Genomic DNA, 23,190 nt, shown 5'->3' on the forward strand with positions numbered 1-23,190 from the left:
CTTCAGAGCCAGACAGTTTCAATGTCGATCCGATCCACCAGTTGCCGGGACTGAATACCCAGGACATTTGGGGATTAAAGATGCGTGGTTAACGAAGCGCTAACGCCCTATCTTTAATCTATAAATATCCTCGGGGGTGAATTTTCCGACAGGCAAAGAGGGGGCAGACAGCCCCCTCCCTGCGGTCGATGCGGGCGCGGCGCGGGCTCAGCTTGCCAGCATGTCCTTTACCATCGGAATGACCTCTTCGCCGTAAAGCTTCAGGCCTTCCATGTTCTGCTCGTGCGGCACGGGGCCGGTGGTGTATTTCAGATCGAAGCGCTGCACGCCCAGCCCCTTGACCGCGCGGGCGATCTTGCGGGCGACGGTTTCGGGCGAACCCACGACCAGCGCCCCATGCGCGACTTCGGCGAGGTACTTGTCCTTGCTCATCGGGCCCCAGCCGCGTTCGCGGCCGATGCGGCCGAAATTGGCGGCGTAATGCGGCCAGAGGCGTTCGCGCGCTTCCTCGTCGGTTTTCGCCACGAGGCCCGGCGAATGGATGCCGATCGGGCGGGCGGTCATGCCCAGCTGGTCGACCGCGCGGTGGTAGAGATCGACATAGGGTTTGAAGCGCAGCGGGTCGCCGCCGATGATCGCGAGCATCAGCTGCAGGTCGTGGCGCACGACGCGGACGACCGAATCCGGGCTTCCGCCCACGCCCACCCACGTGGTCATCGGCTGGCCCAGCGGCGGGTAGACCTTGGCCTTGTGCAGCGGCGCGCGGGTCTGGCCCTGCCAGGTGACCTCGTCCTCGCGCAGGAGGCGGGCGAAGATGTCGAGCTTTTCTTCGAACAGCTCGTTATAAAGGTTCATGTCAAAGCCGAAGAGCGGGTAGCCTTCGGTAAAGGACCCGCGCCCGAGGATCGGCTCGGCCCGGCCATTCGAGACCGCGTTGAGGGTCGAGAAGCGCTGGAACACACGCACCGGATCGTCGGTCGACAGGATCGTCACCGCTGTGCCCAGCTTGATGCGCTTGGTACGCCCGGCAATGGTGCCGAGCACGATTTCGGGGGCCGAGATGGCAAAATCGTCGCGGTGGTGTTCGCCCAGACCGATGAAATCGATGCCGAGTTCATCGGCATAGGTCGCTTCTTCGACCACGTCGCGCAGAACCTGGTCCATGGGTTTGAGCTGGCCGTCGGCGCCCATGCTGATATCGCCGAAAGTGTCGAGGCCGAGGGAAATCTCGCTCATGATCGTCTCCTGTTTAAGCGAGAGATAAGGGTTCCGGTCGCGCGGTCAAAGGCGCGTGCGCGCAAGGGGGATGTGCAGGGATGCACCGGCGGACGTGAATTTCGCTTGCCCTGTGCGGTTCTCGCCGCCAGTTTTCAGGCAGGGAGGACGGATCATGCGACTGGCAGGAAAGACGGCAATCGTGACCGGAGCGGCGTCGGGGTTCGGGGCCGGGATCGCGCGGCGTTTTGCCGAGGAAGGTGCGCGGGTGATGGTGGCGGATATCAACGGCGCAGGGGCCGGGGCCATTGCCGCCGAGATCGGGGGCTTGGCGCATCAGGTCGATGTCGCGCAGGATGAGAGCGTCGCAGAGATGGTCTCGGCGGCACGGGTGGCTTTCGGGCGGATCGACATTCTGGTCAACAACGCGGGCGTCACGCACAAGCCCGCCGCGCTGGAGGATGTGACCGAGGCCGAGTTCGACCGCGTGCTGGGGGTGAACGCGAAATCGGTCTATCTGACCGCGCGCCACATCGTGCCGCTGATGAAAGAGCAGGGCTCGGGGGCCATTCTGAACATCGCCTCGACCGCCGGGGTCAGCCCGCGGCCCCGGCTGAACTGGTACAATGCGTCGAAGGGCTGGATGATCACCGCGACCAAGGCGATGGCCGTCGAACTGGCGCCGTTCGGGGTGCGGGTGAACGCCCTGAACCCCGTCGCGGGCGAAACGCCGCTGCTGCCGTCCTTTCTGGGTGAGGACACGCCCGAACAGCGCGCGAAATTCCTGTCGACGATCCCGATGGGGCGGTTTTCCACCCCCACCGATCTGGCCAATGCCGCGCTGTTCCTGTGTTCGGACGAGGCCGCGCTGATCACCGGCGTGGGGCTTGAGGTCGATGGCGGGCGCTGTATCTAGCGCGGCTCGATCAGCCCCACCATCATCGCCAGCGCCCGGTTGAGCGGCGTGTCGATCCCCAGAGCCGCGCCCCGGCGCGCGATTTCGCCGTTGAGCATGGCGATTTCCGTGGGCTTGCCCGCGATCACGTCCTGCGCGGTTGACGAGAGCTGCCCGGCCATCGAGCGGGTGATGCCCATGACCTGGTTGAGCATGTCGTCGGGCAGGGCGATACCGCTGGCCTGCGCCACCGCGCGGCATTCCGCAACAAGGGTGGCGAAGGTCGCTTCGGCCTCGGGGCGCCGGGCGATCACGCCGTAGGGCTGGCGCGTCAGGGCCGAGATCGCGTTGACCGCGCAATTGAGCGTCAGCTTGGTCCAGAGCGCAGTTTCGGCCTGATCCGAGACCTCGGTCGGGATCTTCGCGGCGCTGAGCCGTGTCGCGGCGGCATCCGTGCCGGGGCCTTCGCCCAGCACCAGCTCGCCACGACCCTTGTGCTGGACATGGCCCGGACCGGCCATGCCGACAGCAACATAGACCACGGCGGGGATTACCTTGCGGTCCAGCTCGGCGCTCAGCAGGTCCGCATTGCCGATGCCGTTCTGCAGGCTGAGCACGGTGGCATCGGCGGAAAGATGCGGTTTCATCGCCTGCGCCGCCGCCTGCGTGTCAGGGGATTTCACGCAGACCAGCACCAGATCGGCCCCCGCGATGGCGGCGGGATCAGTGCTCGCACGGACCGCGACCTGCTCGATCCGGCCATCCTTTTCCAGCTGCAGGCCGCGAAAGCTCATCGCGTCCACAAGCGTCTGGCGCCCGATCAGGACGACATCCTCGCCCGCCTGCGCCAGCAGCGCACCGAAATAGCAGCCCACGGCGCCCGCGCCGAAAACGGCAATGGTCATTCGGCGGCCTCCTGATAATCGGAGAGCGGCGGGCAGACGCAGAACAGGTTGCGGTCGCCGTAGACGTTATCGACGCGGCCCACCGGCGGCCAGTATTTGTCGACGCGGAAGCTGCCCGGCGGGAAGCACCCCTGTTCGCGCGAATAGGCGCGGTCCCAGTCGGCGACGAGGTCTTCGACCGTGTGGGGCGCGTGCCTGAGAGGGCTGTCCTCGGCCGTGATCTCGCCGGCCTCGACGGCCTTGATCTCGTCACGGATCGCAAGCAGGGCGTTCACGAAGCGGTCGATCTCGGCCTTGGTTTCGGATTCCGTCGGTTCGACCATCAGCGTGCCCGCCACCGGCCAGCTCATCGTGGGCGCGTGGAAACCGTTGTCGATCAGGCGCTTGGCGATGTCCTCGACCGTGACGCCTGCTTCGGCGAAGGGGCGGGTGTCGAGGATGCATTCATGCGCCACGCGGCCCTTGTTGCCCATGAACAGCACGTTATAGGCGCCGTGCAGCCGGGCGGCGATGTAATTGGCGTTCAGGATCGCCACGCGCGTCGCCTGCGTCAGGCCCGGCCCGCCCATCATCAGGCAATAGGCCCATGAGATCAGCAGAATGGACGCGCTGCCATAAGGGGCTGCGGAAACCGGGCCCTCGGCACCTCCGGTTTCGGGGTGGCCGGGCAGATGCGGGGCCAGATGCGCCTTCACGCCGATCGGGCCCATGCCGGGACCGCCGCCGCCATGGGGAATGGCGAAGGTCTTGTGCAGGTTCAGGTGGCTGACATCGCCGCCGATCTCACCCGGTTTCACAAGGCCCACCATGGCGTTCATGTTGGCGCCGTCGATATAGACCTGCCCGCCATGGTCATGGGTGATCTTGCAGACCTCGCGCACGGTTTCCTCGAACACGCCGTGGGTCGAGGGATAGGTGATCATGCAGGCGGCCAGCCGGTCCCCGGCGGCCGCCGCCTTGTCTCGGAAATCCTCGGTGTCGATATCGCCGTTGGGGGCGGATTTGACCACCACCACCTGCATTCCCGCCATCTGGGCCGAAGCCGGGTTCGTGCCATGCGCCGACATCGGGATCAGGCAGATGTCGCGCTCGGGCTGGCCATTGGCGCGGTGATAGGCCTGTATCGTCAGCAGACCCGCATATTCCCCCTGCGCGCCGGAATTGGGCTGCATGGACATCGCATCATAGCCGGTGATCTCACACAACTTGGCGCTGAGATCCTCGATCACCTCGGCATAGCCCGCCGCCTGATCGGGCGGGCAGAACGGGTGCAGGGCTGCGAAATCGGGCCAGCTGATCGGCATCATCTCGGCTGCGGCGTTCAGCTTCATCGTGCACGACCCCAGCGGGATCATCGCCCGGTCCAGCGCAAGATCGCGGTCCGACAGACGGCGCATGTAGCGCATCATCTCGCTTTCAGCGCGGTTCATATGGAAGATCGGGTGGGTAAGATAATCGCTCTCGCGCGCCATCGCGGCAGGAAAGCCCAGCTTGGCGCGGTGCGGCGGCACGCCGTCGATGCCGAAGGCCTTCAGCACGCGGTAAAGGACGTTTTCATCCGTGGTCTCATCCAGCGCGATACCGACATGGCGGGTGCCGATCTTGCGGAAGTTGAGCCCCTCTTGACGCGCGGCCGCAAGGATCCCGGCCTGACCTACGCCGACCTCGACGGTGATCGTGTCGAAGAAGGCCTCGGGCTCGACCTCGGCGCCGGCGGCTTTCAGCGCGCGGGCCAGCCGTTCGGTCATGAAATGCACCCGCTCGGCGATGGCGCGCAGGCCAGTGGGGCCGTGGAAGACCGCGTACATCGACGCCATGACCGCCAGCAGCGCCTGCGCGGTGCAGACGTTCGAGGTGGCCTTCTCGCGCCGGATATGCTGTTCGCGGGTTTGCAGGGCCAGACGGTAGGCCTTGTTGCCCCGCGCATCGACCGACACGCCGACCAGACGCCCGGGCATCTGCCGCTTATGGGCGTCCGCGCAGGACAGGAACGCGGCATGGGGCCCGCCATAGCCCAGCGGCACGCCAAAGCGTTGGGCAGAACCGACGGCGATATCGGCCCCCATCGCGCCGGGCTCCTTGATCATGCACAAGGCCAGCAGGTCGGTGGCGACGATGGCGATGGCCTTGTGGGCGTGCAGCGCGGCGATGTCATCGGTGAAATCGCGCACATGGCCATAGGTGCCGGGATACTGGAACAGCGCACCGAAGACGACGGCAGGTTCGAGCGTTTCAGGCTCGCCCACGATGACCGAGATGCCCAGCGGCGCCGCGCGGGTCTTGATGACGGCGACGGTCTGCGGGTGGCAATTGGCATCGACGAAAAAGCCCTTGGCCTTCGACTTGGCGACCCGCTGGGCCATGACCATCGCTTCGGCTGCCGCCGTTGCTTCGTCTAGAAGCGAGGCATTGGCGACGGGCAGGCCGGTCAGGTCGGCGACCATGGTCTGGAAATTCAGCAGCGCCTCCAGACGGCCCTGCGCGATTTCCGGCTGGTAGGGGGTATAGGCGGTGTACCATGCGGGGTTCTCAAGGATATTCCGCTGGATCGCCGGGGGCGTGATGGTGCCGTAATAGCCCTGCCCGATGAGCGAGGTCAGAACCGTGTTCTTCGCCCCCACCGCGCGCATCCGCGCCAGCAGCCCACCTTCGGACAACGGCGCCCAGTCCAGCGGCTTGTCCTGCCGGATCGAGGGCGGGATCGTCTCGTCGATCAGCGCGTCGAGGCTCGGCGCGCCGACGGCTTTGAGCATCGCGTCCATCTCGGCGGGCGAAGGGCCGATATGGCGGCGATTGGCGAAATCATACGGATCGTAGGCGGATTCGGTGAAGCTCATGGCGGGTCTCACTGTGCTTGCGCAAGGCGGGCGAGGTCGGCAGGCGACGAGGCCAGCGCGCGCTCAGGGTTGTCTGGGAGGACGCCGGACGGGGCCGGGCGGAACGGCGTCACTCATGGGTCACCACGTTGACCAGATTGCCCTCGGGGTCGCGCAGGTAGAAGCGCCGCACGCCCCAGGGTTCGGTGATCGGGCCGTAAACCGGCTGCCGGCCCATGGTCTTCAGCCGCTCCAACGTCGCGTCGAGATCGTCGACGCCGATGGAGATGGCCGGCAGATCGGTCCCCGAGCCGCCTTCGGCCGCAAGTTGCAGCCGCGTGCCGGTCACGCCGGGGATGCCGAGAAAGGCGATCCAGCCCATGTCGAAATCGACCTTCAGGTCGAAGACCGCCTCGTAGAAGCGCGCCAGCGCCAGCGGATCGCGAGCGGCTAGGTTGGGGGCAAGGCTGGTGACGGCCATGGCGTTTCCGATCCGGGCTTAGCCGATGAAGTCCTTGTAGGCGTCCTCGTCCATGTAGCTGTCGAGTTCGGCCATATCCGCGATCTTCATCTTGAAGAACCACGCGTCGCCGGTCGGGTCTTCGTTGACCAGCGCGGGGTTGTCGATCAGCGCCTCGTTCGTCTCGACGATCTCGCCATCGAGCGGCGCAAGGATGTCCGAGGCGGCCTTGACCGACTCGATCACGCAGATCTCGTCGCCCTTGGCGACCTGCGTTTCCAGTTCGGGCAGTTCGACGAAGACGACATCGCCCAGTTGCTCGGCCGCGTGTTCGGTGATGCCGACGACGACCAGATCGCCTTCGACGCGGAGCCATTCGTGTTCTTCGGTGTATTTCATCGCGTCAGCCTCATTTGCGATAGGTGGAAGGGCGGAAGGGAAGGGACACGACGCGCGCAGGCAGGCGTTTGCCGCGCAGCTCGGCCCAGACGACGGTTTCGGGTTTGGTCAGATCCACCGGCAGGTATCCCATGGCGATGGGCGCCTGCAGCGAGGGGCCGAAGCCGCCCGAAGTGATGGCGCCAACCGGCTCTGCGCTGTCCTCGGCGGCGAAAAGCTTGGTCCCCTCGCGCATCGGTGCGCGGCCTTCGGGTCTGAGACCCACGCGCAGGCGGTCGGGGCCGTCGGACAATTCGCGCTGGATACGGTCGGCGCCGGGAAAGCCCCCTTCGGCGCGGCGGCGTTTCTGGATGGCCCAAGTCAGGCCCGCCTCGACGGGCGAGGTGGTGGTGTCGATGTCATGGCCGTAAAGGCACAGCCCCGCTTCCAGCCTGAGCGAATCGCGCGCGCCAAGGCCGATCGGCGCGACCTCGTCCATGGCCAGCAGGGCGCGGGCGAAAGCCTCGGCCCGGGGTTCCGGCAGCGAGATTTCGAACCCGTCCTCGCCGGTATAGCCCGAGCGCGAGATCCAAAGCCCGGTTCCGTCCCAGTCGAGGCTGCGCACATCCATGAAGCGCATCTCGGTCACGCCCGGCACCAGCCGCGCAAGGGCTTTTTCCGCCATCGGCCCCTGCAGGGCCAGAAGCGCGCGGTCGGTGATCGGCTCGACCCCGTCCAGATGGGCGCGCAGATGGGCGATGTCGGCGTCCTTGCACGCGGCATTGACCACCAGAAACAGGTGGTCGCCCCGGTTCGCGACCATCAGATCATCAAGGATGCCGCCGCTATCATCGGTGAAAAACGCATAGCGCTGGCGCCCCTCGGCCAGACCGGCGATATCCATGGGCACCAGAGCCTCGAGCGCCTCCGCCGGGGCGCGCAGGATCACCTGCCCCATATGCGAGACATCGAACAGCCCGGCCTGCGCGCGGGTATGCTGATGCTCGCCCATCACGCCCATCGGGTATTGCACCGGCATCTCGTAGCCCGCGAAGGGCACCATGCGGGCGCCCAGTTCGACATGCAGGTCATGAAGACATGTGCGTTGCAGATCGGTCATTCCGTCCTTCCCCTCCGGTCGGATGACCGGCACCAGATCGGGCGCTGACCGCGCCCATGGTGCCCCCTCTGTCCGTGCCCGTCCGGGCGCCTGAGATCGTTATCCCTTCGGCGGGCGCGTTTGCGCCACTCTCCAGAGTTCCAGTGCGATCACGGTCCTTGGCGCCTGAGAGTTTACCGGGGCGGTTGCTCCTTCGGCACCGGCCCGGGGGCCGGATTCTCCCGTCATCACCCCCTGTCGATAGCAAGCCGGATGCGCCGCTGGCAAGTCCCATCGCGCGATGCCGGTCGCGGGCCTTGCGCCCCGGGGCCCGAGCGGGCATCCCTTGGGGGATCCGTCGCGCGACACTCCGTCCCCTGTAACAAAAGGCCGCCCTTTGTCCGAACCTTTCTTCTTTGGCTATGGCTCGCTGGTGAACCGGCAGACGCATATCTACACCCCGGCCTATCGCGCCCGGCTGAGCGGCTGGCGCCGCGCGTGGAAGCACACGCAGGGGCGGGTGACGCCCTTCCTGACCGGCGTTCGCGACGAAGGATCGACCATCGACGGGCTGGTCGCGCATGTGCCCGGCGGCGACTGGGCGGCGCTTGATCTGCGCGAAGAGGGCTATGATCGCCACGCGATCCCCTCGGGGCTGGTGGTCGAGGGCGACGCGCCCGTGGCGGCGCAGGTCTATGCGGTGCCGGTTGTGACGATGGTGGTGCAGGACGATCCCGCACCCATCCTGCTCAGCTATCTCGACGTCGTGGTGCAGGGCTATCTGCGCGAATTCGGCGAGGCCGGCGCGCATGAATTCTTTGCCACGACCGACGGCTGGGACACGCCGGTTCTGGATGACCGCGCCGCGCCCCGATACCCGCGCGCGCAGGTGCTGACCGGGGCGGAAACCGCCTTCGTCGATGCGCGGATGTCGGAATACGGTGTGCGGGTGATCTGATGCGGCTCGTCTGCCTCAACGCCTGGGGCGGCACGCTGCACGACGCCCTGATCCCGTGGCTGCGGGCCGAGACGGCGGATATCTTCTGCCTGCAAGAGGTCATTCACACGCCCGGGGCCGCGCAGGACTGGCTGGAATACCGCGACGGCGCGCATGTCCTGCCACAGCGCGCGCGGATGCTCGATGAGCTTCGCGCGGCCCTGCCCGGGCATGGTGCCACCTTCTGCCCGGCGGCAACCGGGGTGCTGTGGGACGGCGATCAGACGGTGCCGTCGCATTGGGGGCTGGCCAGCTTCACCCGCGACACGGTGCCGGTGGTCGGACAGGTGCAGGGCTTCGTGCACAAGGGCTATTCGGCACAGGGCTTTGGCGATCATCCCCGCTCACGCCCGGCGCATGTGTTCCGGGTCTGGGCCGACAGAAGACCCGTCGTCGTCGCGCAGATACACGGGCTGCGCGATCCCTCGGCGGGCAAGGCCGACACACCAGAGCGCGCGGCGCAGGTCGCGCGGCTGCTCGGCCTGATCGAGGCGCTGCGCGACCCCGGCGACGGGCTTGTCGTCTGTGGCGATTTCAACGTCGAGCCGGAGAGCGAAACCCTGACACGGCTCAAAGCGCTGGGCCTGCGCGAGTTGGTCACCGAGGGCGGCTATCCCGGCACGCGAACCGCGCGCTACACGAAGCCCGGTCGCTTCGCGGATTACCTGCTGGTCAGCGACGAGATCCGGGTCCGCCGTTTCGACGTCCTCTACCAGCCCGAAATCAGCGACCATTGCCCGCTGATCCTGGAATTCTGACGCGGTCGTAGCAAAGAAAAAACCGGGCGCGAACGCCCGGTTCAAGGTTACGAGGGATCGCCTCTGACGGGCTGTTATTCGATCGACAGCGCCACGAAGCGCGGGTCGCCGCCCGAACGGACCATCAACAGCAGTGACCGGCGTCCGGCATCGCGTGCCCCTTCCAGCGCCGTGCGCAGATCATCGGCCGATGAGACGGGCGCCTGCCCGGCTTCGGTGATGACGTCGCCTGCGCGCAGGCCCTTGGCTTCGGCATCCGAACCCGGTTCGACCGCGCGGACGACCAGACCGTTGACGCCCGCGTCGAGGCCCATGTCGTTGCGCATCTCGGGGGTCAGCGCCACCACGTCGAGACCCAGGATCTGGCTGCCCGCATCGGGCTGTTCGCTCTGGTTGCTGCCCGAAGCCGGAACCAGACGCTCTTCATCGCGCAGGCCCAGCGTGACCTGCAGCGTCTCCTGCTCGCCGTCACGGAAGACGATCACGTCGACTTCCCGGCCGACGCCCGCATCCGCTACGCGGCGTACCAGATCGCGGGTATCCGAGACTTCGCCGCCATCGAAGCTGACGATCACGTCACCCGATTCGACGCCCGCCGCCCGCGACGGTCCGTCCATGACCTCGGTCACAAGCGCGCCTTCGACGGCCGGAAGACCCAGCGCCTCGGCGACGTCGGCGGTGACGTCCTGAATGCGCACGCCCAGCCAGCCACGGCGCGTCTCGCCGTATTCACGAAGCTGGTAGACCACGCGCTCCACGACATGCGAGGACATCGCGAAACCGATACCGATCGAACCGCCATTGGGCGACAGGATCGCGGTGTTCACGCCGATCACCTCGCCGCCCATATTGAACAGCGGCCCGCCCGAGTTGCCGCGGTTGATAGCGGCATCGGTCTGGATGAAGTCGTCGTAATTGCCCTGCAGCGCGCGGCCCCGGGCCGAGATGATCCCGGCCGAAACCGAGAAGCCCTGACCCAGCGGGTTGCCCACGGCCAGCACCCAGTCGCCCACACGGGCGGCTTCGGAATCACCGAACGGCACGAAGGGCAGGTCATGGTCGCCTTCGACTTTCAGAAGCGCGATGTCGGTGGCGGAATCGGTGCCCACCAGTTCGGCATCGAGCCGCGTTCCGTCGAAGAACTCGACCTCGATCTCGTCGGCGCCTTCGATCACATGGTTATTGGTGACGATGAAGCCGTCGGCCGAGATCACGAAACCCGACCCCAGAGCCTGGCTCTGACGCGGGCGCGGCTGGCTGCGGCCGCCGTCTCGGTTGAAGAAGTCGTTGAAGAAATCCTCGAAGGGTGCGCCTTCGGGGAGCTGCGGCATGGTCTGGTCGAGATTGGTGCTCACGGTCGTCGACGTGGTGATGTTCACCACGGCCGGGCTGACCTGGTCGGCGAGGTCCGCAAAGCTGACCGGACGGTCCTGGGCCTGCAACGGCAGGGCCATCGCAAGCACAAGCGCCACCAGACCCAGGAAGTTCAGCCATTGCAGCGCGACCCAGCCGGGTGCGGTGCGCGCAAGGGCCGCCGCGCGCGCGGTGCTCTCCTGGAGATGCGTCATGTTGGTTTCCCCTTGATGATGTGGCTCCCGGAGCCTCTCACCCCGGAGCATGCCCGAACTTATGACCATTGGCGCGCCGTGCAAACATAGTCCGAGCATTTTCAAGCGAAGGTGAATATCGCGTTAATTTCTCGTGCGCAGACCCGTGTAAAAGACCGCCCCCGCCCGGCTCTCGTCTTTCGGGCCGAAGGACGGCCCTGTCCGGGCAGCCACACCGGCGCGCGCAGGCGGTCAGACCGCCGCGACATGCCCGCCATTCCATACTCCGCGCGGTGCATCCCGCTTCGGACCTTTTCGGGCGGATTTCCTCTTGTACCCGCCCCGCATTCCCGGTTATTGCCGCAGGCGGAGACGTGGCCGAGTGGTCGAAGGCACACCCCTGCTAAGGGTGCAGACGGGAAACCGTCTCGAGGGTTCGAATCCCTTCGTCTCCGCCACTATCACCCTTTCGAACCCGTTCAGGCCGTCCGCCCGCGGCGGAATTTCCTCTGTTTCCAAAGCGGTTTGCCGAATGGGTGCGAACCGCTGAGATGCAAGAGCACGGCGATTTCCGGCTCTGGTCGGGCGAACCGAGCCGGTTCCGGTTCGGTCGAAAATTTCCTCGCCTTTCCAATGGCCTGACTCGCAGCCCCGCCAAAATTGCGTGCCCTGTTTCCATCGCCATCGAGCGGAACGGAGATCGAACGCGCAGAATGCTGCGGGCGACGACCTCGGGCTGACGCTCCAGACGGGCTTCGTGAGCAAGGCGCTGGTGGGGCTGTTCGGCTCACGGCACGCGCCGTCCTGCGCCCGCTTCGGACGCACCTCGCTGACTTCCTCTTGCGTCGGCGCTGACAGTCCACTGGACTGTCGCCTCCTGCCTCCTCACCGACAACTTCGTTTGCAGGCTCAAGACCCTCAGTGTTAGGTGACAGGAATACTTGCAGGAAAACGGAAGAGCCCGGGGGATGCCGGAAGATGCCGGATAACCTCGCAGGATCAGGGGTTTAGATGGGCAAGAGCGCGGGCGAAGGCTCCGGGCGGAATGTCTTGCAGAAAGCGTTGAAACGGGCCTTCAACGCGGTGTTGATCCAAAGAGCGGCGGCGACGGCCTAGGCATCAACACAGGCAAACACCTAAGGAGTACAAAGGCATAGCCTCTCGAAAGCTTCGCCCGGATCGAATGCGCGCCAATCCGAACGTGCAAATGGAGCCGCAAGTTGTCGAGGCAATTGCATGTTGGCTGTAAGCCACTGAAAAGTGGTAATTTCGGCTCTGCCGCGCGAACCTAAGAGAGCAGAGGAACATGCAACTGATTTCGGGGCGTTCAGCCGGTACCGCCGCCCGCATTCTGAGGGACAAGCGTCACGGCAGTACCCGAGGCCACCAGGAACAGCATGCTTTTTCCGCTTCCACTAATCTCGGAGTAGTCCAGGTCAATGCCGACCACCGCGTCAGCTCCCAGCGCGAGCGCTTCCGAGCGTAGTTCGTTGAGGGCCGTTTTTCGAGCGTCCCTGAGGCCGTCTTGCATGCCCTTGCTCCGGCCGCCGAAGGTGTCCCTGAACGCGCTGGCGATGTCCTTGAAGAGGTGCATGCCGATCACGACTTCCGCCGAGACGATGTCCAGCCGCTCCGCAACGGGGAGGTTATGCGCCGTCTCAGTTGTGAGAACAATCGCGTCCAATGCCGCCTGCGCCCGCGCGGCGTTTTCATCTGAAGCCCTTTGCCTCTCGTCGCGCACCGCGCGTGACGCTTCCGCCGCACGGTCAGCGTGGCATTGCATACAGGTCCCATCAGCCGCGACGGATACGCCTAGACGGCGTTGCCCACAAACGGAACACGTGGCCGTAAAGTTCATCTTCTCACCTCTTCTCAGAACAGGCACCTGTGCAAGCCTATTCGCTATTTGTGTGCCCCCACCACATCACCCGACCTATCACCGAGATCGATGCAATGGGTCGGAACTCAGGCGCGAAGGCTGGGTTGTCGGAAAGCAGCACAAGGCTGTCGCCCGGGGCCAATTCGATGCGCTTCACGCGCGCCGCTCCATCATCGAGGAACGCAAATATCTGTGCACGCCTGGCGTCCTTTGGGTCGCGCTGCCTCGTCGGCAGCTCTGAACGCGATCGATCGATCAAAAGCATGTCACCGTCATGAATGGTTGGCGCCATACTCTCCCCGTCCGCCCGTGCCAGCACCGCGACAGATGCAGATACTCCGATTCGGCGCAGCCAAGTTCGCTTGAACGCGAGGTGCCCCGCCGGGTCCTCGCTACCGTTCATGAAGCCTCCGCCCGCCGCCAAAGACGCATCGTGGACCGGGATCTGCGCGAACTCATCGGCGCGTGCTGCGGCTAACTCTGCGTCCAGACTTTCGCGTGGAGGCCCGAAGTAGAACTCCCAGCCGACCGCGCCGCAAAGAGCCGCGAGCTTCTCGACGGACGGAGACGACCCCCTCCGCAGCGCCTGGAAGGCGGCGTTATCTGGTTTCCCAAACGCCCGTGCCCCAACCTCAGCCTGGGACAGGCCTAGTTCTAGTCGACGAGCTTCTAGGGCCTGAAAGATCTGGATCGGGCTTTGCATGGTGCAAATTTGCACCCAAAAAGTGGAATCCACAAGTCAATGTGAATTCACACAGTCTGTTTCCTGTTTGGTGCAAATAAGTATTGCCAAAGCAATGCAAATCTGCATTATAGGGAGCATGCAGTACACACACCTCCTCACCCTCGCCACCCTTCTTGGGAGCCACGTCGGCCGGTCTGACATGACGGTTGCGAAGTGGTGCGGCGTTCACGCGCGCCTCTTCAACCGTCTCCGCGCGGGCGAGGGATGTCGTGTCGACACATTCAACAAGGCGTTGAAGGCTTTCTCGGACATCTGGCCCGAAGACCTGGAGTGGCCGCGCGAGATCGCCCGCCCCGCCAAAAGCACGAAGGAGAAGGCGGCATGAGCAGATCGGGTGGAACCAGAACTGTTTCTTCGCTTCGTCCTATAGGCCGTTCCGACGGCAGGTCGAGGTCGCTCATGGGCCGTGTACTTAGAGCGCTCCGCGCGCTCGACGATCACTGGCTCGGGGATCTGATCGGCGCTTTTTGTATCTTCGCCGGACTTTGGTTGGCCCTCGTCGCCGGGGCGGTGTTGCAATGAAGGATTGGAACCTCCCCGCCCCTCGCTTTGCGCGTTTCCGCGTAGAGGTCCTGCCGGGCAAAGGCCACATTGTTTACGATCCTGAGGGCTTGGCAGTTACCCAACCCGATACAGCCGAGAACGCAGAGATCGCTCGCGCGACGCTGCAAGATGCCTGGAACGAGACACACAAGATCGGCGAACGACCCTGCATGTGCTGCGGACGGTTGTTCGAGAGCGAAGGGATCCACAACCGGCTGTGCTCTTCGTGCCGGGGCCGGAGCGATGCGCCTTCCTCCTACGGCTACGCCGGTTCGTCCAGCGGCCGAAAGCCGCGCAGGTCGTCGGGAGCCTGATGATGCACGCGGCCTCGCTCACGTCCCCACGCCTGACGCGCGTGCTCGCGGTGCTTGCCGACGGGCGGCCGCACACCACGCGCGAGATCGTGCGGAAGGCCGGGGTCATGGCGGTCAATGCATGCGTCTCCGAGCCGCGCCACCACGGCGCGCTCATCGAGTGCCGCTCCGAGATCATCGGAGGGCACAGACGGTTTTTCTACACGATGACTAAGGGGCCTCTCCAGTGATCACCTTTCACCCCGCCACCAAAGAAATGCTGATCGAAGAGATCGCTCTTACGGAGCGCTTGCGCCCGGTGGCCGAGGACCGGGTAGCGGCGCTGATCGAGCTGATCGACGCATACGGGTTCACGACACCGATCGTGGTTCGGAAGACCCGGACAGCTTTCACGCTCATCGACGGTGCCCACCGTATTGAGGCGATGCGTCGGCTGGGCCACAACTCGATCCCGGTCGTTGCCTGCAGCTGCACCGACGATGAAGCGGCGCTAATGGAGGCCGGGCAGAACCTGCCGGGTGGTATGAACGCGCTGGACGATGCGGTGTTCATGGTGGCGTGGCGGCGGGCGTATCTTCGCCTGCATCCCGAAACGGCCGGAGGCGTCGCGGGCGCTTTGGCAAAGCATGGCGTGCAAGTGGAAAAAATTCCATTTGCAGAAATCGCTGCGCAGCGACGCGGCGTCACTAAGGCTGCCATCTACAAGACTATCGCGGCTGTCGAGAGCCTCCAGCCTTCAGAGATTGATATCCTCCGCGAGGCTCCAAGGGTCGCGGTGAGCGACCTCCGCGAGATTGGAAAGATCAGCGCTCCTGATGAGCGCGCACAGGTTGTTCAAAAGCTCGCCAATGGTGAGGCGAAGAACGCTGCCACCGCTAGACGCCAGTACCGCGCTGAGAGGGGTGATGCGGCGCCGGTCGTCAAGGACGCCGTCGATCAACAGTATCTGGCGCTAATGAAAGCCTGGAAGCGCTCGGGCGCCGCCGCGCGCCGCCGTTTTCTCGACGAAATCCGTGGTGAAAGCCTCGGCCCGGAGGTCGCGGCCGAATGAGCAACTCCGATCACTTCCGGACATGGTGGACCGCGCGCGAGCTGGCGGGATCCGGCCTGCCGGACGTCCCCGCAACACGACAAGGCGTAGAAGCCTTGGCAGGACGGCTCGACTGGCGCGCGGACCCTTCGCTAGCGCGTCGCCGCGCCGCGCGCGGCGGCGGCTGGGAATACAATTGGCGGCTGCTTCCAGTGCGCGCGCAGACCGCGTTGCTCAAGGGCTCTCGGCCTGAGGCCGACACGGCGGTGACCATGGAGCGCGGCGACGCGTGGCAATGGTTCGACGGGCTTCCGGATCGGGTGAAGGCCAAGGCGCGCGAGCGTCTCGAAGTGATCCAGAAGGTGGAAGCGCTGGAAGCGCCAATGGGCAAGAACCTCGCGGTCGAGACGGTCGCGGCGCAATGCGGTGTCTCCGCGCGGTCCATCTGGAACTGGCTCGGGATGATCGAAGGCCAAGACGTATCTGACCGCCTTGCTTATCTCGCGCCTCGGCATCGCGCCGCTTCTCCCAAGCGCGAGCGCGCCGTGTGCAGCCAGGAGTTCCTGGACCGCATGCGCGCCGATTACTTGCGTCTTGCCGGCCCGAGCCTGCGTTCGGTCCACCGCCGCGTCGTCAATTGGTGCCAGCAACACGATCTCGCCTATCTCGAATACCGAACCACCCTTCGTTGGTTTGACGAGAACGTGCCACGCGTCGTTCTGGTCCACGCCCGAGAAGGCGAACGCGGACTTGCCCGGTGCTTCCCGCCCCAGATCCGCGATCGGTCTACGCTCGCCGCGATGGAGGGGGTCGTTGCCGACTGTCACAAGCTCGACGTGTTCGTGCAATGGCCCGAGATCGAGAAGCCGGTCAGGGTTCAGATTGTGGCCTTCACTGATCTCTATTCGAACAAGGTTCTGTCGTGGAAGATCGACCTTGATCCCAACAAGGTGGCGGTGGCGTCAGCCCTCGGCGAGCTGGTCGAGACCTGGGGCATCCCGAAGCACTGCCTCTTCGACAACGGACGCGAATTCGCCAACAAGTGGTTGACGGGGGGCGTTCCCACGCGGTTCCGCTTCAAGGTGCGCGACGACGATGTCCTCGGCATCCTTCCTCAGATGGGAATAAAGGTCCATTGGGCGACCCCCGGGCACGGGCAGGCAAAACCGATCGAGCGTAGCTTCCGCGATTTCGCCGACGACATAGCCCGCCACCCTGCTTTCTCTGGCGCCTATGTCGGCAATCGACCGGATGCAAAACCCGAGGACTACGGCAGCCGCGCCATTCCCCTCGCGGACCTGCTCGACGTGGTCGATCTCTGCGTCAAAGAGCACAACGCCCGTCAAGGGCGCCTCACCCCCACGGCCAAAGGCCGCAGCTTCGACGACACGTTCGCGGAAAGCTATGCGCGTGGACAGGTTCGCAAGGCAACCGCCGAGCAGCATCGTCTTTGGCTGATGGGTCAGGAAGAGCGCAAGCTGCACAAGCATCACGGGGCCTTCCAGCTGTTCGAAAACAGCTATTGGGCCGACTGGATGAACGAGCATGTAGGCGAGGAAGTCGTCGCCCGCTTTGACCCCGAGAACCTGCACGCGGGCCTCTTCATCTACGCCCGTTCCGGTGAGTTCATGGGCTTCGCGGAGTGCCGCGAGAAGGTCGGTTTCTTCGATTTGGTCGGTGCCAAGAATGCCGCCCGCCTCAAGCGTCAGCAACGCGCGGCGGTCAAGAAGGTGCTCGACATGCACCGGCCTGTTTCCGTCGATCAATGGGCGGAGGAACTCAAGGAGGCGCAACGCGCCGAAGCACCGCTCGTCGAGGCGAAGGTTGTCGAACTCGACGCCCGCCATCGCCGGAAACCGCTTCTGGAGCGCCCTCTGCCGGTGCCTGACACCTCCGACGAGGAGCGGCTCAACGTCTTTAACGCGCCCTTTAACAGGTCGCAGCCCGAACCCGCGAAACCGGAGCACGACCCGGTCGCGCAGTTTTGGCGCGCGCTCGATATCGAGCGCCGCTCGGAAGCCGGCGAGCCGGTTTCCGAAGAGGACGCCGCTTTCTGGGCGCGCATGCAGCGCCTGCCCGAGTACCGCGCCCGCCGGCTCATGTTCGAGCGGCACGGCGCCGAGGCGATCCTGTGACAAGCCGCGCGGGCGCTGCGGCGCCCGACGGCATGACGAATTAAGGAGTGAGGAATGGACGGAGCAGCAAACACCCATGCGGTCGGCAACGTCGCGCCCCTGCGCAACGTCATGCTTCTGAACGCCCTGATCAACAGGGTGCAGAACCGCGATTACGATCTTCCCGGGCTCGCCTGTTTTTTCGGGCCGTCAGGCTATGGGAAAACCAAGGCGGCGGTTTGGAACGCGCAGGAAACGCGCGCCTATTGGGTCGAGGTGAAATCGACCTGGTCGCGCAAGAAGTTCGCGGAGATGATCCTGCGCTCGATGGGCATCGCGCCGGCGCGGACCATCGGCGACATGGTCGAGCAGATCGGCGACCAGCTCAGCCGCTCCGAGCGGCCGCTGCTGATCGACGAGGCGGACCTTGTCGCAAAAGACGGCATGATCGGCGTCATCCGGGATATCTACGAGAGTTCTCAGGGCACAGTGATCCTGATCGGCGAAGAGAACCTGCCGCAAACACTGCGCAAGTGGGAGCGGGTGCACAACCGGATGCTGGATTGGGTCGCGGCCCAGCCCGCCGACATCCGCGAGGTCGGTCTGCTCGCTCGCATGAAATGCCCGGGCATCGAGATCGAACCGGATGTTCAGCAGCTGGTGTTGCAGAAGTCGCAGGCGCGCGCGCGCCGCATCGTCGTGAACCTGCGCCAAATTGCGGAATATTCGCTGTCCACTGGCGCAAAACGGATCACCTTGGCCGAAGCCAAGAAGATCACGTTTTTCAGCGGTGAGGCCCCGACCCCCCGGAGGATGCTGTGATGGCGCGCCAACGTGTTGACCGCGCCGCTCCCGGCCGCGAGGTGATCTGGTCCACGATCCGCGCGCAGGCAGGCCGTGCCTTCGCCGTCAGCGAGATCGCTCTTGCGGCTAAGGCCAATGACAAGACCGTGCGCGATTACTGCAAGGGTTTGGAGGCCGCAGGATATCTTTCGCGGCTTCCTGACGAAGAGGGCGTTCCCGTCCGCTGGACGCTCACCCGCGACGTTGGTCACGAGGCGCCCCGCGTCCGTCCCGACGGCACGGCTGTCAGGCAGGGCTCCACGACGGAGCAGCTCTGGCGCGGCATGTACATGCTGAAGGATTTTACCTTCAGGGACCTTATCGAGACGGCGTCGATCCAGATCTCGGAGGACACCGCGAGGGCCTATTGCAAGATGCTGCTTTCGACGGGGTACCTGAGGGTGCTGCAGAAAGCGGATCCGGTTAAGGGCCGCATCGCCCGGTACCGGCTCCTTCGCAACAACGGTCCGAAGCCGCCGCAAATCCAGCGCGTAAAACAGGTCTTTGACCCCAACACCCGCGAGATCTTCGTGCCGGGGGGGCGTAAATGAGCGACCCCGTTGCAACCGCCCGCGCCAGTTGGGGGGCCGAAGCCCCGGATTGGGTGCTCCGTCTGGCGGAAGAGTGCGCCTTGAGCAGTCAGAGCAAGGTCGCCACCAAGCTCGGCCGCTCGGCCGCGCTCGTCTCGAATGTCTTGCGCAAGAAGTATCCGGGCGACATGGGCGCGGTCGAGGATCTGGTTCGCGGCACGTATATGCGCGCTACGACGCTGTGCCCGGCCCTGGGCGAGATTTCCGTCGCCGAATGCCGCCGCTGGATCCAGTCCGCGCGTGCCTACACGAATGAGAACAGCGAGCGTGTCCGGATGTACCGGGCGTGCCGCCGCTGCCCGCGCGGCATGGGGAACAAGGCATGAAAACGCCCTGTCGGTGGACCCAAGCCGAGATGCTGCAGCTCGCGTCCAGCGCGGTCCACAAGGTCGACCTTCTGGGCGAACGCGGCGCCACGCTCGTTACCTGCGACGAGGTTTGCGCCCTAACGGCCCTGGTCGCGCTGCACGTGCCGCTCGCGAACATCAACCACATCTCTGAAACCCTGAAAGGAAACACCGATGTCTGAGCATCGTCCCCTTCCCATTCCCGATGGCCGCGTCTCGGTCGCGGGCAAGGATTACATGCCCGACGCCAAGGGCAAGCTGGTCCCGGTCGAGCTGATCGAGGCCGCCGCCCTTCTCGAAGACGAGACGGTGCGCAAGATCGCGGGCTATGGCGTGGCGCTGTCCGAGCAGGTCGCGCGCTTCAAGGGCAACACCTTCGCTGATCTCGGCGACTTCGAGGCCGTGCTGGCTCAGGAATACGGCGCGACCAAGGGCGGCGCGAAGGGCAACAAGACCTTCCTCTCTTTCGACGGGCTCTGGAAGGTGACGGTGCAGGTCGCCGATCATATCGACTTCGGTCCGCAGCTGCAGATCGCCAAGGAACTGGTCGACGAGTGCCTGAACGAATGGGCGGCCGAGGCCCGGGCCGAGATCCGCGCCATCGTCACGCGGGCCTTCAACACCGACAAGGCGGGCCAGATCAACCGCTCGGAGATCTTCATGCTGCTGCGGCTCGAGATCGAGGACGCGCGCTGGAAAGAGGCGATGCGCGCGATCCGGGACGCGATGCGGGTGGTCGGCTCGAAGACCTATGTCCGCCTCTACCGCCGCGAGACGCCCGAGGCCCCGTGGCAGGCCGTCACCATCGACCTGGCGAAGGCCTGATCCCATGGCGCGCCAGACGGAACGCTTAACGATTTCTGTCGATGAAGGCACTGCCGTGCTTGCCGCCGAGATCCTCCGCCAAGAACGCAACACTCAGACACTCGATTTGGACAGCGCCTGGCGCGCCATCACGAACGCCCTGAGGCATTTGACCGACCAGACCAAGGAGCAAAGCAATGTCCCGCCCGATCGCCATGCTTGAAGCCCCCCTCGTCGAGATGACGGGCAAGCCCGGCCCTCGAATTCTGCACGACTTCACGCAGTTTCAGATCATCGGGCGCCCCTGCCGAGTTCGGACCTCTGCCGGCGGTGAGGCAATGGTCCTCTCGGTGGACGGGCGAGACTTCATGTTGTCGATCGTGGAACTGGCCGCCCACGCGGCTGTGGCGATCGAGGGGAAACTCAAAAGCGAAATGCGCTCGCGCATTCTCGCCGATCACGGCGCCCCGCCAATCACTCCGCTCACCGAAGTCCCTGTCGCCGGCGCCGTCGAGGCAGATGGCTTCGTCACGATGTTCGCATCCTCCGGCCGAGGGTGCGTTCAACGAACCACCGAGCTTAGACCTCTGACGCAAAAACCGAAGCCCAAAGGCTGACACGCGGAAACTGGCACTACTCGGCGGACATCCCCCCAACCCTGAAAGGAAGACCTATGTCCAAGATCTACGGAAAGACCGACCTCGTCGCAGACATCGCGGCCCGGACGGAACTCTCGCGCGCCAGCGTCGAGGCGGTGCTCCAGGAGCTCGCGAATGCCGTCCACACCGAAACCGAGGCAGGCCGCACGGTCGTTCTGCCCGGCGTGGGCCGCTTCACGCAGAAGATGCGGGCCGCGCGGGCCGGACGCAATCCTCGCACCGGAGCGCCCGTCGATATCCCCGCAAAGGCGGTCCTCGGCTTCAAGCCGTCCAAGGCAACATCCTGATGCGAAACCCGCGAGCCCTCAACCGGGCTCGCGCGGTCGGCCGGGCGTGGTGGCGCGGTCCTGATGAGCAGCCGGAGGATGTTATGAGCGAGTCGATCAGGAGAAAGATCGCAGCCCTTTTGAATATGACGGTGTCCGCCGGATGCAGCGAAGGGGAGGCCCTTGCAGCTGCAGCGAAGGCGGCGGAACTGATGCGCGAGCACGGGCTTTCCGAAAGCGACATTGTCATTGGTGAGGCCACCACGCGGCACACCTCGAAAGGTCGTGGGGCACGGGACGCCCTGTGGCGCATCGTCGCCTATTGCACCAACACCGCGCTGATCGTCACCCACCGGAAAGGCTGCGCCGGCTCCGATCTGGTCTTCGTTGGACGAGAACCCGGTCCTGAGATCGCGGCCTATCTGACCACCGTGCTCAACCGCGCGATGGACACCGAAATTGCTGCGTTCAAGGAAGAGGCCTTCTATCGGCGCCGCCGGAACGTGACAACGCGCCGCGCGGCGGTGCGCGATTTTACGGACGGCATGGTTGGCCGGCTCGCGCGGCGGCTTGTCGAGTTGTTTCGGCCTTCCCTCGATGCCGAAGCGCGGGCTGTCGCAGTCGCGGCGCTCGATGATCGCTTTCCTGAGGCGAAAACCGTCAAAGAGTACAGCGTTAAGGCCGCTCGCTTTCATCAAGCTTCCCTCTACGGCTGGACGGCAGGCGGGCGGGTCAATCTTGCCCATGGCGTCAACGGCGGTCACGACAATCCAAAGGCGCTGCCCGGTCGCCACCCCGCCACCAATATCGGGGAGTGAGCCAATGCCGCTTTCGTCGGAAATGACCGCGATGCAGCGCGTTCTACTCATCGAGGAGGCTTTGGAGCGCGTTCTCGATCGAGGGCCTGAGATGTCCGTAGAACCGGGGGGCGAACCGGGCACCCTTTTCGTTTGGGTGATCGCACGCCCCTACGCCGAGACCCGCACGGGCCACAGCCTTCACGACCTCGCGCGCGAGCTGGAGGCCCTTCTATGAGCGGCGCCGGTTCCTTGATGAAGCAGATCCATGTTGCCTGCCGCCAGTTGGGCCTCGACACCGAAACCCGCCGCGACCTGCAGCTGCGCGCCGTGGGCAAGGCCAGCATGTCCGACATGAGCAAGCCGGAGCTTGAACGGCTGCTTGAAGAGTTGAAGAAGCGGGGTTTCAAACCGAGCACATCGCTCCGGCACACGCCGGCGCCGCGCGCGGACCTGCGATACGTCCACGTGCTCTGGCGGCTTCTCGGAAAGGCGGGTGTTCTTGACCGGCCGGGCCGTGACGGCCTCAACGCCTTCATTCGGGCGCGGTTCGAAGCGCATTGGGCCTCCGTTCCGATCGACGTGGATGCATTGCGCGATGCGGGCCAAATCAACGACCTGACCCGCGCTCTGCAGGGGATGTGTCGTCGCCACGGCGTGCAGGTGGAACGGTGAGCACGAGGACTGCCTCCAGCCGGCGCCCCGCAACGGGGCCTGGGCGGTGCCGGGCTGAAGCCGGGGCCGACGCATGACGGCCTGGATCGACGAACTCGAACGAGATCTGGGGCAAGCCGCGCGGCTTCGGGTGATCGCGAACGCGGGCGGTCAGCGGCGGGACATCCCGCGCCCCGAACATGCCGAGCTCTCGGTTCTTGCAGCCGAAATCGGCGCTGACGCGGTGCGCTGGCTCGCGCAACGCTTCGCCGGCACCAAGATCGATTTCCCGTCGCATCGCGGGAACGAAACTCAGCGCCGCGCGAGCCTGCTTCGCGCCGCGATCCTCGACGCGGGATTGACGCAACCGAGCCGCTCCGCCAATGATATCGCTCGCGAGTTCGGGGTCACGTCCATGTGGGTCCGCAAGCTGCGCGCCGAGATGCGCTCGGATATGTCGGGCCTTCAGCCAGAGCTGCCGCTCTTCGACTAATACCCCCCGAAACTACTTCCCACGGCCGCGCCCGCTTGACGT

At 65.1% G+C, this 23,190-nt stretch carries 26 protein-coding genes, 1 tRNA gene, 1 other RNA gene and 1 riboswitch; of the genes, 19 read left to right on the forward strand and 9 right to left on the reverse strand.

Features of this window, described 5'->3' with window-relative positions; all coding sequences use genetic code 11:
* Positions 1-207: 207 nt before the first annotated feature.
* Positions 208-1,236: an LLM class flavin-dependent oxidoreductase gene (locus tag JI664_RS22160; RefSeq protein ID WP_207015968.1), complete on the reverse strand. Its 1,029-nt coding sequence runs from the start codon at positions 1,234-1,236 to the stop codon at positions 208-210.
* A 154-nt stretch (positions 1,237-1,390) separates the two neighbouring features.
* Between JI664_RS22160 and JI664_RS22165 the strand changes: the two genes are divergently transcribed.
* Positions 1,391-2,131, forward strand: a complete 741-nt coding sequence (locus JI664_RS22165) for an SDR family oxidoreductase (RefSeq protein WP_207015969.1) — start codon at positions 1,391-1,393, stop codon at positions 2,129-2,131.
* Here the strand turns inward: JI664_RS22165 and JI664_RS22170 are convergent.
* From JI664_RS22170 to gcvT, 5 genes are all read right to left on the reverse strand, one after another.
* Positions 2,128-3,015, reverse strand: a complete 888-nt coding sequence (locus JI664_RS22170; RefSeq protein ID WP_207015970.1) for a ketopantoate reductase family protein — start codon at positions 3,013-3,015, stop codon at positions 2,128-2,130. The two genes, JI664_RS22165 and JI664_RS22170, sit on opposite strands and share 4 nt — an antisense overlap.
* Entirely contained in the window at positions 3,012-5,852 is a 2,841-nt protein-coding gene (gene gcvP / locus JI664_RS22175; protein WP_207015971.1) for an aminomethyl-transferring glycine dehydrogenase, read from the reverse strand. Before gcvP ends, JI664_RS22170 begins: the two co-directional genes overlap by 4 nt.
* Positions 5,853-5,961: 109 nt before the next feature.
* The gene (locus JI664_RS22180) at positions 5,962-6,312 is read right to left on the reverse strand and encodes a VOC family protein (protein WP_207015972.1); all 351 of its coding nucleotides are present in this window, start codon (positions 6,310-6,312) and stop codon (positions 5,962-5,964) included.
* Positions 6,313-6,330: 18 nt separating this feature from the next.
* A complete protein-coding gene (gene gcvH, locus JI664_RS22185) occupies positions 6,331-6,690 on the reverse strand; it encodes a glycine cleavage system protein GcvH (RefSeq protein ID WP_109532749.1) in 360 nt (119 codons plus the stop codon).
* 10 nt (positions 6,691-6,700) lie between these two features.
* Entirely contained in the window at positions 6,701-7,789 is a 1,089-nt protein-coding gene (gene gcvT / locus JI664_RS22190) for a glycine cleavage system aminomethyltransferase GcvT (RefSeq protein WP_207015973.1), read from the reverse strand.
* A gap of 142 nt (positions 7,790-7,931) precedes the next feature.
* Positions 7,932-8,023, reverse strand: a riboswitch (glycine riboswitch).
* Between the two features lie 142 nt (positions 8,024-8,165).
* Here gcvT and JI664_RS22195 point away from each other — a divergent pair.
* Together JI664_RS22195 and JI664_RS22200 are read left to right on the forward strand one after the other, a co-directional pair.
* Positions 8,166-8,726 carry a gamma-glutamylcyclotransferase family protein gene (locus JI664_RS22195; RefSeq protein ID WP_207015974.1) on the forward strand — a complete coding sequence of 187 codons (561 nt, stop codon included), beginning with the start codon at positions 8,166-8,168 and terminating at the stop codon, positions 8,724-8,726.
* A complete protein-coding gene (locus JI664_RS22200; RefSeq protein ID WP_207015975.1) occupies positions 8,726-9,523 on the forward strand; it encodes an endonuclease/exonuclease/phosphatase family protein in 798 nt (265 codons plus the stop codon). Before JI664_RS22195 ends, JI664_RS22200 begins: the two co-directional genes overlap by 1 nt.
* Before the next feature lie 74 nt (positions 9,524-9,597).
* On the opposite strand, the gene JI664_RS22205 is transcribed toward JI664_RS22200, so the two are convergent.
* Entirely contained in the window at positions 9,598-11,091 is a 1,494-nt protein-coding gene (locus JI664_RS22205) for a Do family serine endopeptidase (RefSeq protein ID WP_207015976.1), read from the reverse strand.
* 347 nt (positions 11,092-11,438) lie between these two features.
* Here JI664_RS22205 and JI664_RS22210 point away from each other — a divergent pair.
* Positions 11,439-11,528: transfer RNA gene (locus JI664_RS22210), tRNA-Ser, on the forward strand.
* An 869-nt stretch (positions 11,529-12,397) separates the two neighbouring features.
* On the opposite strand, the gene JI664_RS22215 is transcribed toward JI664_RS22210, so the two are convergent.
* Together JI664_RS22215 and JI664_RS22220 are read right to left on the reverse strand one after the other, a co-directional pair.
* Positions 12,398-12,928: a YbjQ family protein gene (locus tag JI664_RS22215; protein WP_286174239.1), complete on the reverse strand. Its 531-nt coding sequence runs from the start codon at positions 12,926-12,928 to the stop codon at positions 12,398-12,400.
* A 37-nt stretch (positions 12,929-12,965) separates the two neighbouring features.
* Positions 12,966-13,652, reverse strand: a complete 687-nt coding sequence (locus JI664_RS22220; RefSeq protein ID WP_207015977.1) for a LexA family transcriptional regulator — start codon at positions 13,650-13,652, stop codon at positions 12,966-12,968.
* A gap of 118 nt (positions 13,653-13,770) precedes the next feature.
* Here JI664_RS22220 and JI664_RS22225 point away from each other — a divergent pair, with 118 nt between their 5' ends.
* The 15 genes from JI664_RS22225 to JI664_RS22295 all read left to right on the forward strand — a co-directional run bounded on the left by JI664_RS22225 (position 13,771) and on the right by JI664_RS22295 (position 23,148).
* A complete protein-coding gene (locus JI664_RS22225) occupies positions 13,771-14,019 on the forward strand; it encodes a hypothetical protein (protein ID WP_207015978.1) in 249 nt (82 codons plus the stop codon).
* A gap of 758 nt (positions 14,020-14,777) precedes the next feature.
* On the forward strand, positions 14,778-15,602 hold the full coding sequence (locus tag JI664_RS22230) for a ParB N-terminal domain-containing protein (protein WP_207015979.1): 825 nt from the start codon (positions 14,778-14,780) through the stop codon (positions 15,600-15,602).
* A complete protein-coding gene (locus tag JI664_RS22235; RefSeq protein WP_207015980.1) occupies positions 15,599-17,716 on the forward strand; it encodes a transposase domain-containing protein in 2,118 nt (705 codons plus the stop codon). Before JI664_RS22230 ends, JI664_RS22235 begins: the two co-directional genes overlap by 4 nt.
* Positions 17,717-17,770: 54 nt before the next feature.
* Complete coding sequence (locus JI664_RS22240) at positions 17,771-18,517, forward strand: AAA family ATPase (RefSeq protein WP_207015981.1); 747 nt, start codon at positions 17,771-17,773, stop codon at positions 18,515-18,517.
* Complete coding sequence (locus JI664_RS22245; protein ID WP_207015982.1) at positions 18,517-19,089, forward strand: hypothetical protein; 573 nt, start codon at positions 18,517-18,519, stop codon at positions 19,087-19,089. The genes JI664_RS22240 and JI664_RS22245 overlap by 1 nt, the downstream gene beginning before the upstream one ends.
* Positions 19,086-19,454 carry a hypothetical protein gene (locus tag JI664_RS22250; RefSeq protein WP_207015983.1) on the forward strand — a complete coding sequence of 123 codons (369 nt, stop codon included), beginning with the start codon at positions 19,086-19,088 and terminating at the stop codon, positions 19,452-19,454. The genes JI664_RS22245 and JI664_RS22250 overlap by 4 nt, the downstream gene beginning before the upstream one ends.
* Positions 19,451-19,657 carry a hypothetical protein gene (locus JI664_RS22255; protein ID WP_207015984.1) on the forward strand — a complete coding sequence of 69 codons (207 nt, stop codon included), beginning with the start codon at positions 19,451-19,453 and terminating at the stop codon, positions 19,655-19,657. The genes JI664_RS22250 and JI664_RS22255 overlap by 4 nt, the downstream gene beginning before the upstream one ends.
* On the forward strand, positions 19,650-20,300 hold the full coding sequence (locus JI664_RS22260) for a DUF3164 family protein (RefSeq protein ID WP_207015985.1): 651 nt from the start codon (positions 19,650-19,652) through the stop codon (positions 20,298-20,300). The genes JI664_RS22255 and JI664_RS22260 overlap by 8 nt, the downstream gene beginning before the upstream one ends.
* Positions 20,301-20,304: 4 nt before the next feature.
* A complete protein-coding gene (locus tag JI664_RS22265) occupies positions 20,305-20,502 on the forward strand; it encodes a hypothetical protein (protein WP_207015986.1) in 198 nt (65 codons plus the stop codon).
* On the forward strand, positions 20,477-20,896 hold the full coding sequence (locus JI664_RS22270; protein WP_207015987.1) for a hypothetical protein: 420 nt from the start codon (positions 20,477-20,479) through the stop codon (positions 20,894-20,896). The genes JI664_RS22265 and JI664_RS22270 overlap by 26 nt, the downstream gene beginning before the upstream one ends.
* Before the next feature lie 56 nt (positions 20,897-20,952).
* Positions 20,953-21,225, forward strand: coding sequence for an HU family DNA-binding protein (locus JI664_RS22275; RefSeq protein ID WP_207015988.1), 273 nt, complete (start codon positions 20,953-20,955; stop codon positions 21,223-21,225).
* Positions 21,225-21,302: hammerhead ribozyme type II (locus tag JI664_RS22280), an RNA gene on the forward strand. Before JI664_RS22275 ends, JI664_RS22280 begins: the two co-directional genes overlap by 1 nt.
* 6 nt (positions 21,303-21,308) lie before the next feature.
* Positions 21,309-22,022: a DUF7168 domain-containing protein gene (locus tag JI664_RS22285; protein WP_207015989.1), complete on the forward strand. Its 714-nt coding sequence runs from the start codon at positions 21,309-21,311 to the stop codon at positions 22,020-22,022.
* A 213-nt stretch (positions 22,023-22,235) separates the two neighbouring features.
* Positions 22,236-22,676, forward strand: a complete 441-nt coding sequence (locus JI664_RS22290) for a phage protein GemA/Gp16 family protein (protein WP_207015990.1) — start codon at positions 22,236-22,238, stop codon at positions 22,674-22,676.
* Positions 22,677-22,749: 73 nt separating this feature from the next.
* Positions 22,750-23,148 (forward strand): hypothetical protein, encoded by a 399-nt coding sequence (locus JI664_RS22295; protein ID WP_207015991.1) that lies wholly within the window; start codon positions 22,750-22,752, stop codon positions 23,146-23,148.
* Positions 23,149-23,190 lie beyond the last annotated feature (42 nt).

Source organism: Rhodobacter sp. NTK016B (assembly GCF_017303295.1).
Lineage (GTDB): Bacteria > Pseudomonadota > Alphaproteobacteria > Rhodobacterales > Rhodobacteraceae > Pararhodobacter.

Coding starts and splice junctions, on each gene's coding strand:
- JI664_RS22160 (WP_207015968.1), bottom strand. CDS start 1,236: ATGAGCGAGATTTCCCTCGGCCTCGACACTTTCGGCGATATCAGCATG.
- JI664_RS22165 (WP_207015969.1), top strand. CDS start 1,391: ATGCGACTGGCAGGAAAGACGGCAATCGTGACCGGAGCGGCGTCGGGG.
- JI664_RS22170 (WP_207015970.1), bottom strand. CDS start 3,015: ATGACCATTGCCGTTTTCGGCGCGGGCGCCGTGGGCTGCTATTTCGGT.
- gcvP (WP_207015971.1), bottom strand. CDS start 5,852: ATGAGCTTCACCGAATCCGCCTACGATCCGTATGATTTCGCCAATCGC.
- JI664_RS22180 (WP_207015972.1), bottom strand. CDS start 6,312: ATGGCCGTCACCAGCCTTGCCCCCAACCTAGCCGCTCGCGATCCGCTG.
- gcvH (WP_109532749.1), bottom strand. CDS start 6,690: ATGAAATACACCGAAGAACACGAATGGCTCCGCGTCGAAGGCGATCTG.
- gcvT (WP_207015973.1), bottom strand. CDS start 7,789: ATGACCGATCTGCAACGCACATGTCTTCATGACCTGCATGTCGAACTG.
- JI664_RS22200 (WP_207015975.1), top strand. CDS start 8,726: ATGCGGCTCGTCTGCCTCAACGCCTGGGGCGGCACGCTGCACGACGCC.
- JI664_RS22205 (WP_207015976.1), bottom strand. CDS start 11,091: ATGACGCATCTCCAGGAGAGCACCGCGCGCGCGGCGGCCCTTGCGCGC.
- JI664_RS22215 (WP_286174239.1), bottom strand. CDS start 12,928: ATGAACTTTACGGCCACGTGTTCCGTTTGTGGGCAACGCCGTCTAGGC.
- JI664_RS22220 (WP_207015977.1), bottom strand. CDS start 13,652: ATGCAAAGCCCGATCCAGATCTTTCAGGCCCTAGAAGCTCGTCGACTA.
- JI664_RS22225 (WP_207015978.1), top strand. CDS start 13,771: ATGCAGTACACACACCTCCTCACCCTCGCCACCCTTCTTGGGAGCCAC.
- JI664_RS22235 (WP_207015980.1), top strand. CDS start 15,599: ATGAGCAACTCCGATCACTTCCGGACATGGTGGACCGCGCGCGAGCTG.
- JI664_RS22240 (WP_207015981.1), top strand. CDS start 17,771: ATGGACGGAGCAGCAAACACCCATGCGGTCGGCAACGTCGCGCCCCTG.
- JI664_RS22245 (WP_207015982.1), top strand. CDS start 18,517: ATGGCGCGCCAACGTGTTGACCGCGCCGCTCCCGGCCGCGAGGTGATC.
- JI664_RS22250 (WP_207015983.1), top strand. CDS start 19,086: ATGAGCGACCCCGTTGCAACCGCCCGCGCCAGTTGGGGGGCCGAAGCC.
- JI664_RS22255 (WP_207015984.1), top strand. CDS start 19,451: ATGAAAACGCCCTGTCGGTGGACCCAAGCCGAGATGCTGCAGCTCGCG.
- JI664_RS22260 (WP_207015985.1), top strand. CDS start 19,650: ATGTCTGAGCATCGTCCCCTTCCCATTCCCGATGGCCGCGTCTCGGTC.
- JI664_RS22265 (WP_207015986.1), top strand. CDS start 20,305: ATGGCGCGCCAGACGGAACGCTTAACGATTTCTGTCGATGAAGGCACT.
- JI664_RS22270 (WP_207015987.1), top strand. CDS start 20,477: ATGTCCCGCCCGATCGCCATGCTTGAAGCCCCCCTCGTCGAGATGACG.
- JI664_RS22275 (WP_207015988.1), top strand. CDS start 20,953: ATGTCCAAGATCTACGGAAAGACCGACCTCGTCGCAGACATCGCGGCC.
- JI664_RS22285 (WP_207015989.1), top strand. CDS start 21,309: ATGAGCGAGTCGATCAGGAGAAAGATCGCAGCCCTTTTGAATATGACG.
- JI664_RS22290 (WP_207015990.1), top strand. CDS start 22,236: ATGAGCGGCGCCGGTTCCTTGATGAAGCAGATCCATGTTGCCTGCCGC.
- JI664_RS22295 (WP_207015991.1), top strand. CDS start 22,750: ATGACGGCCTGGATCGACGAACTCGAACGAGATCTGGGGCAAGCCGCG.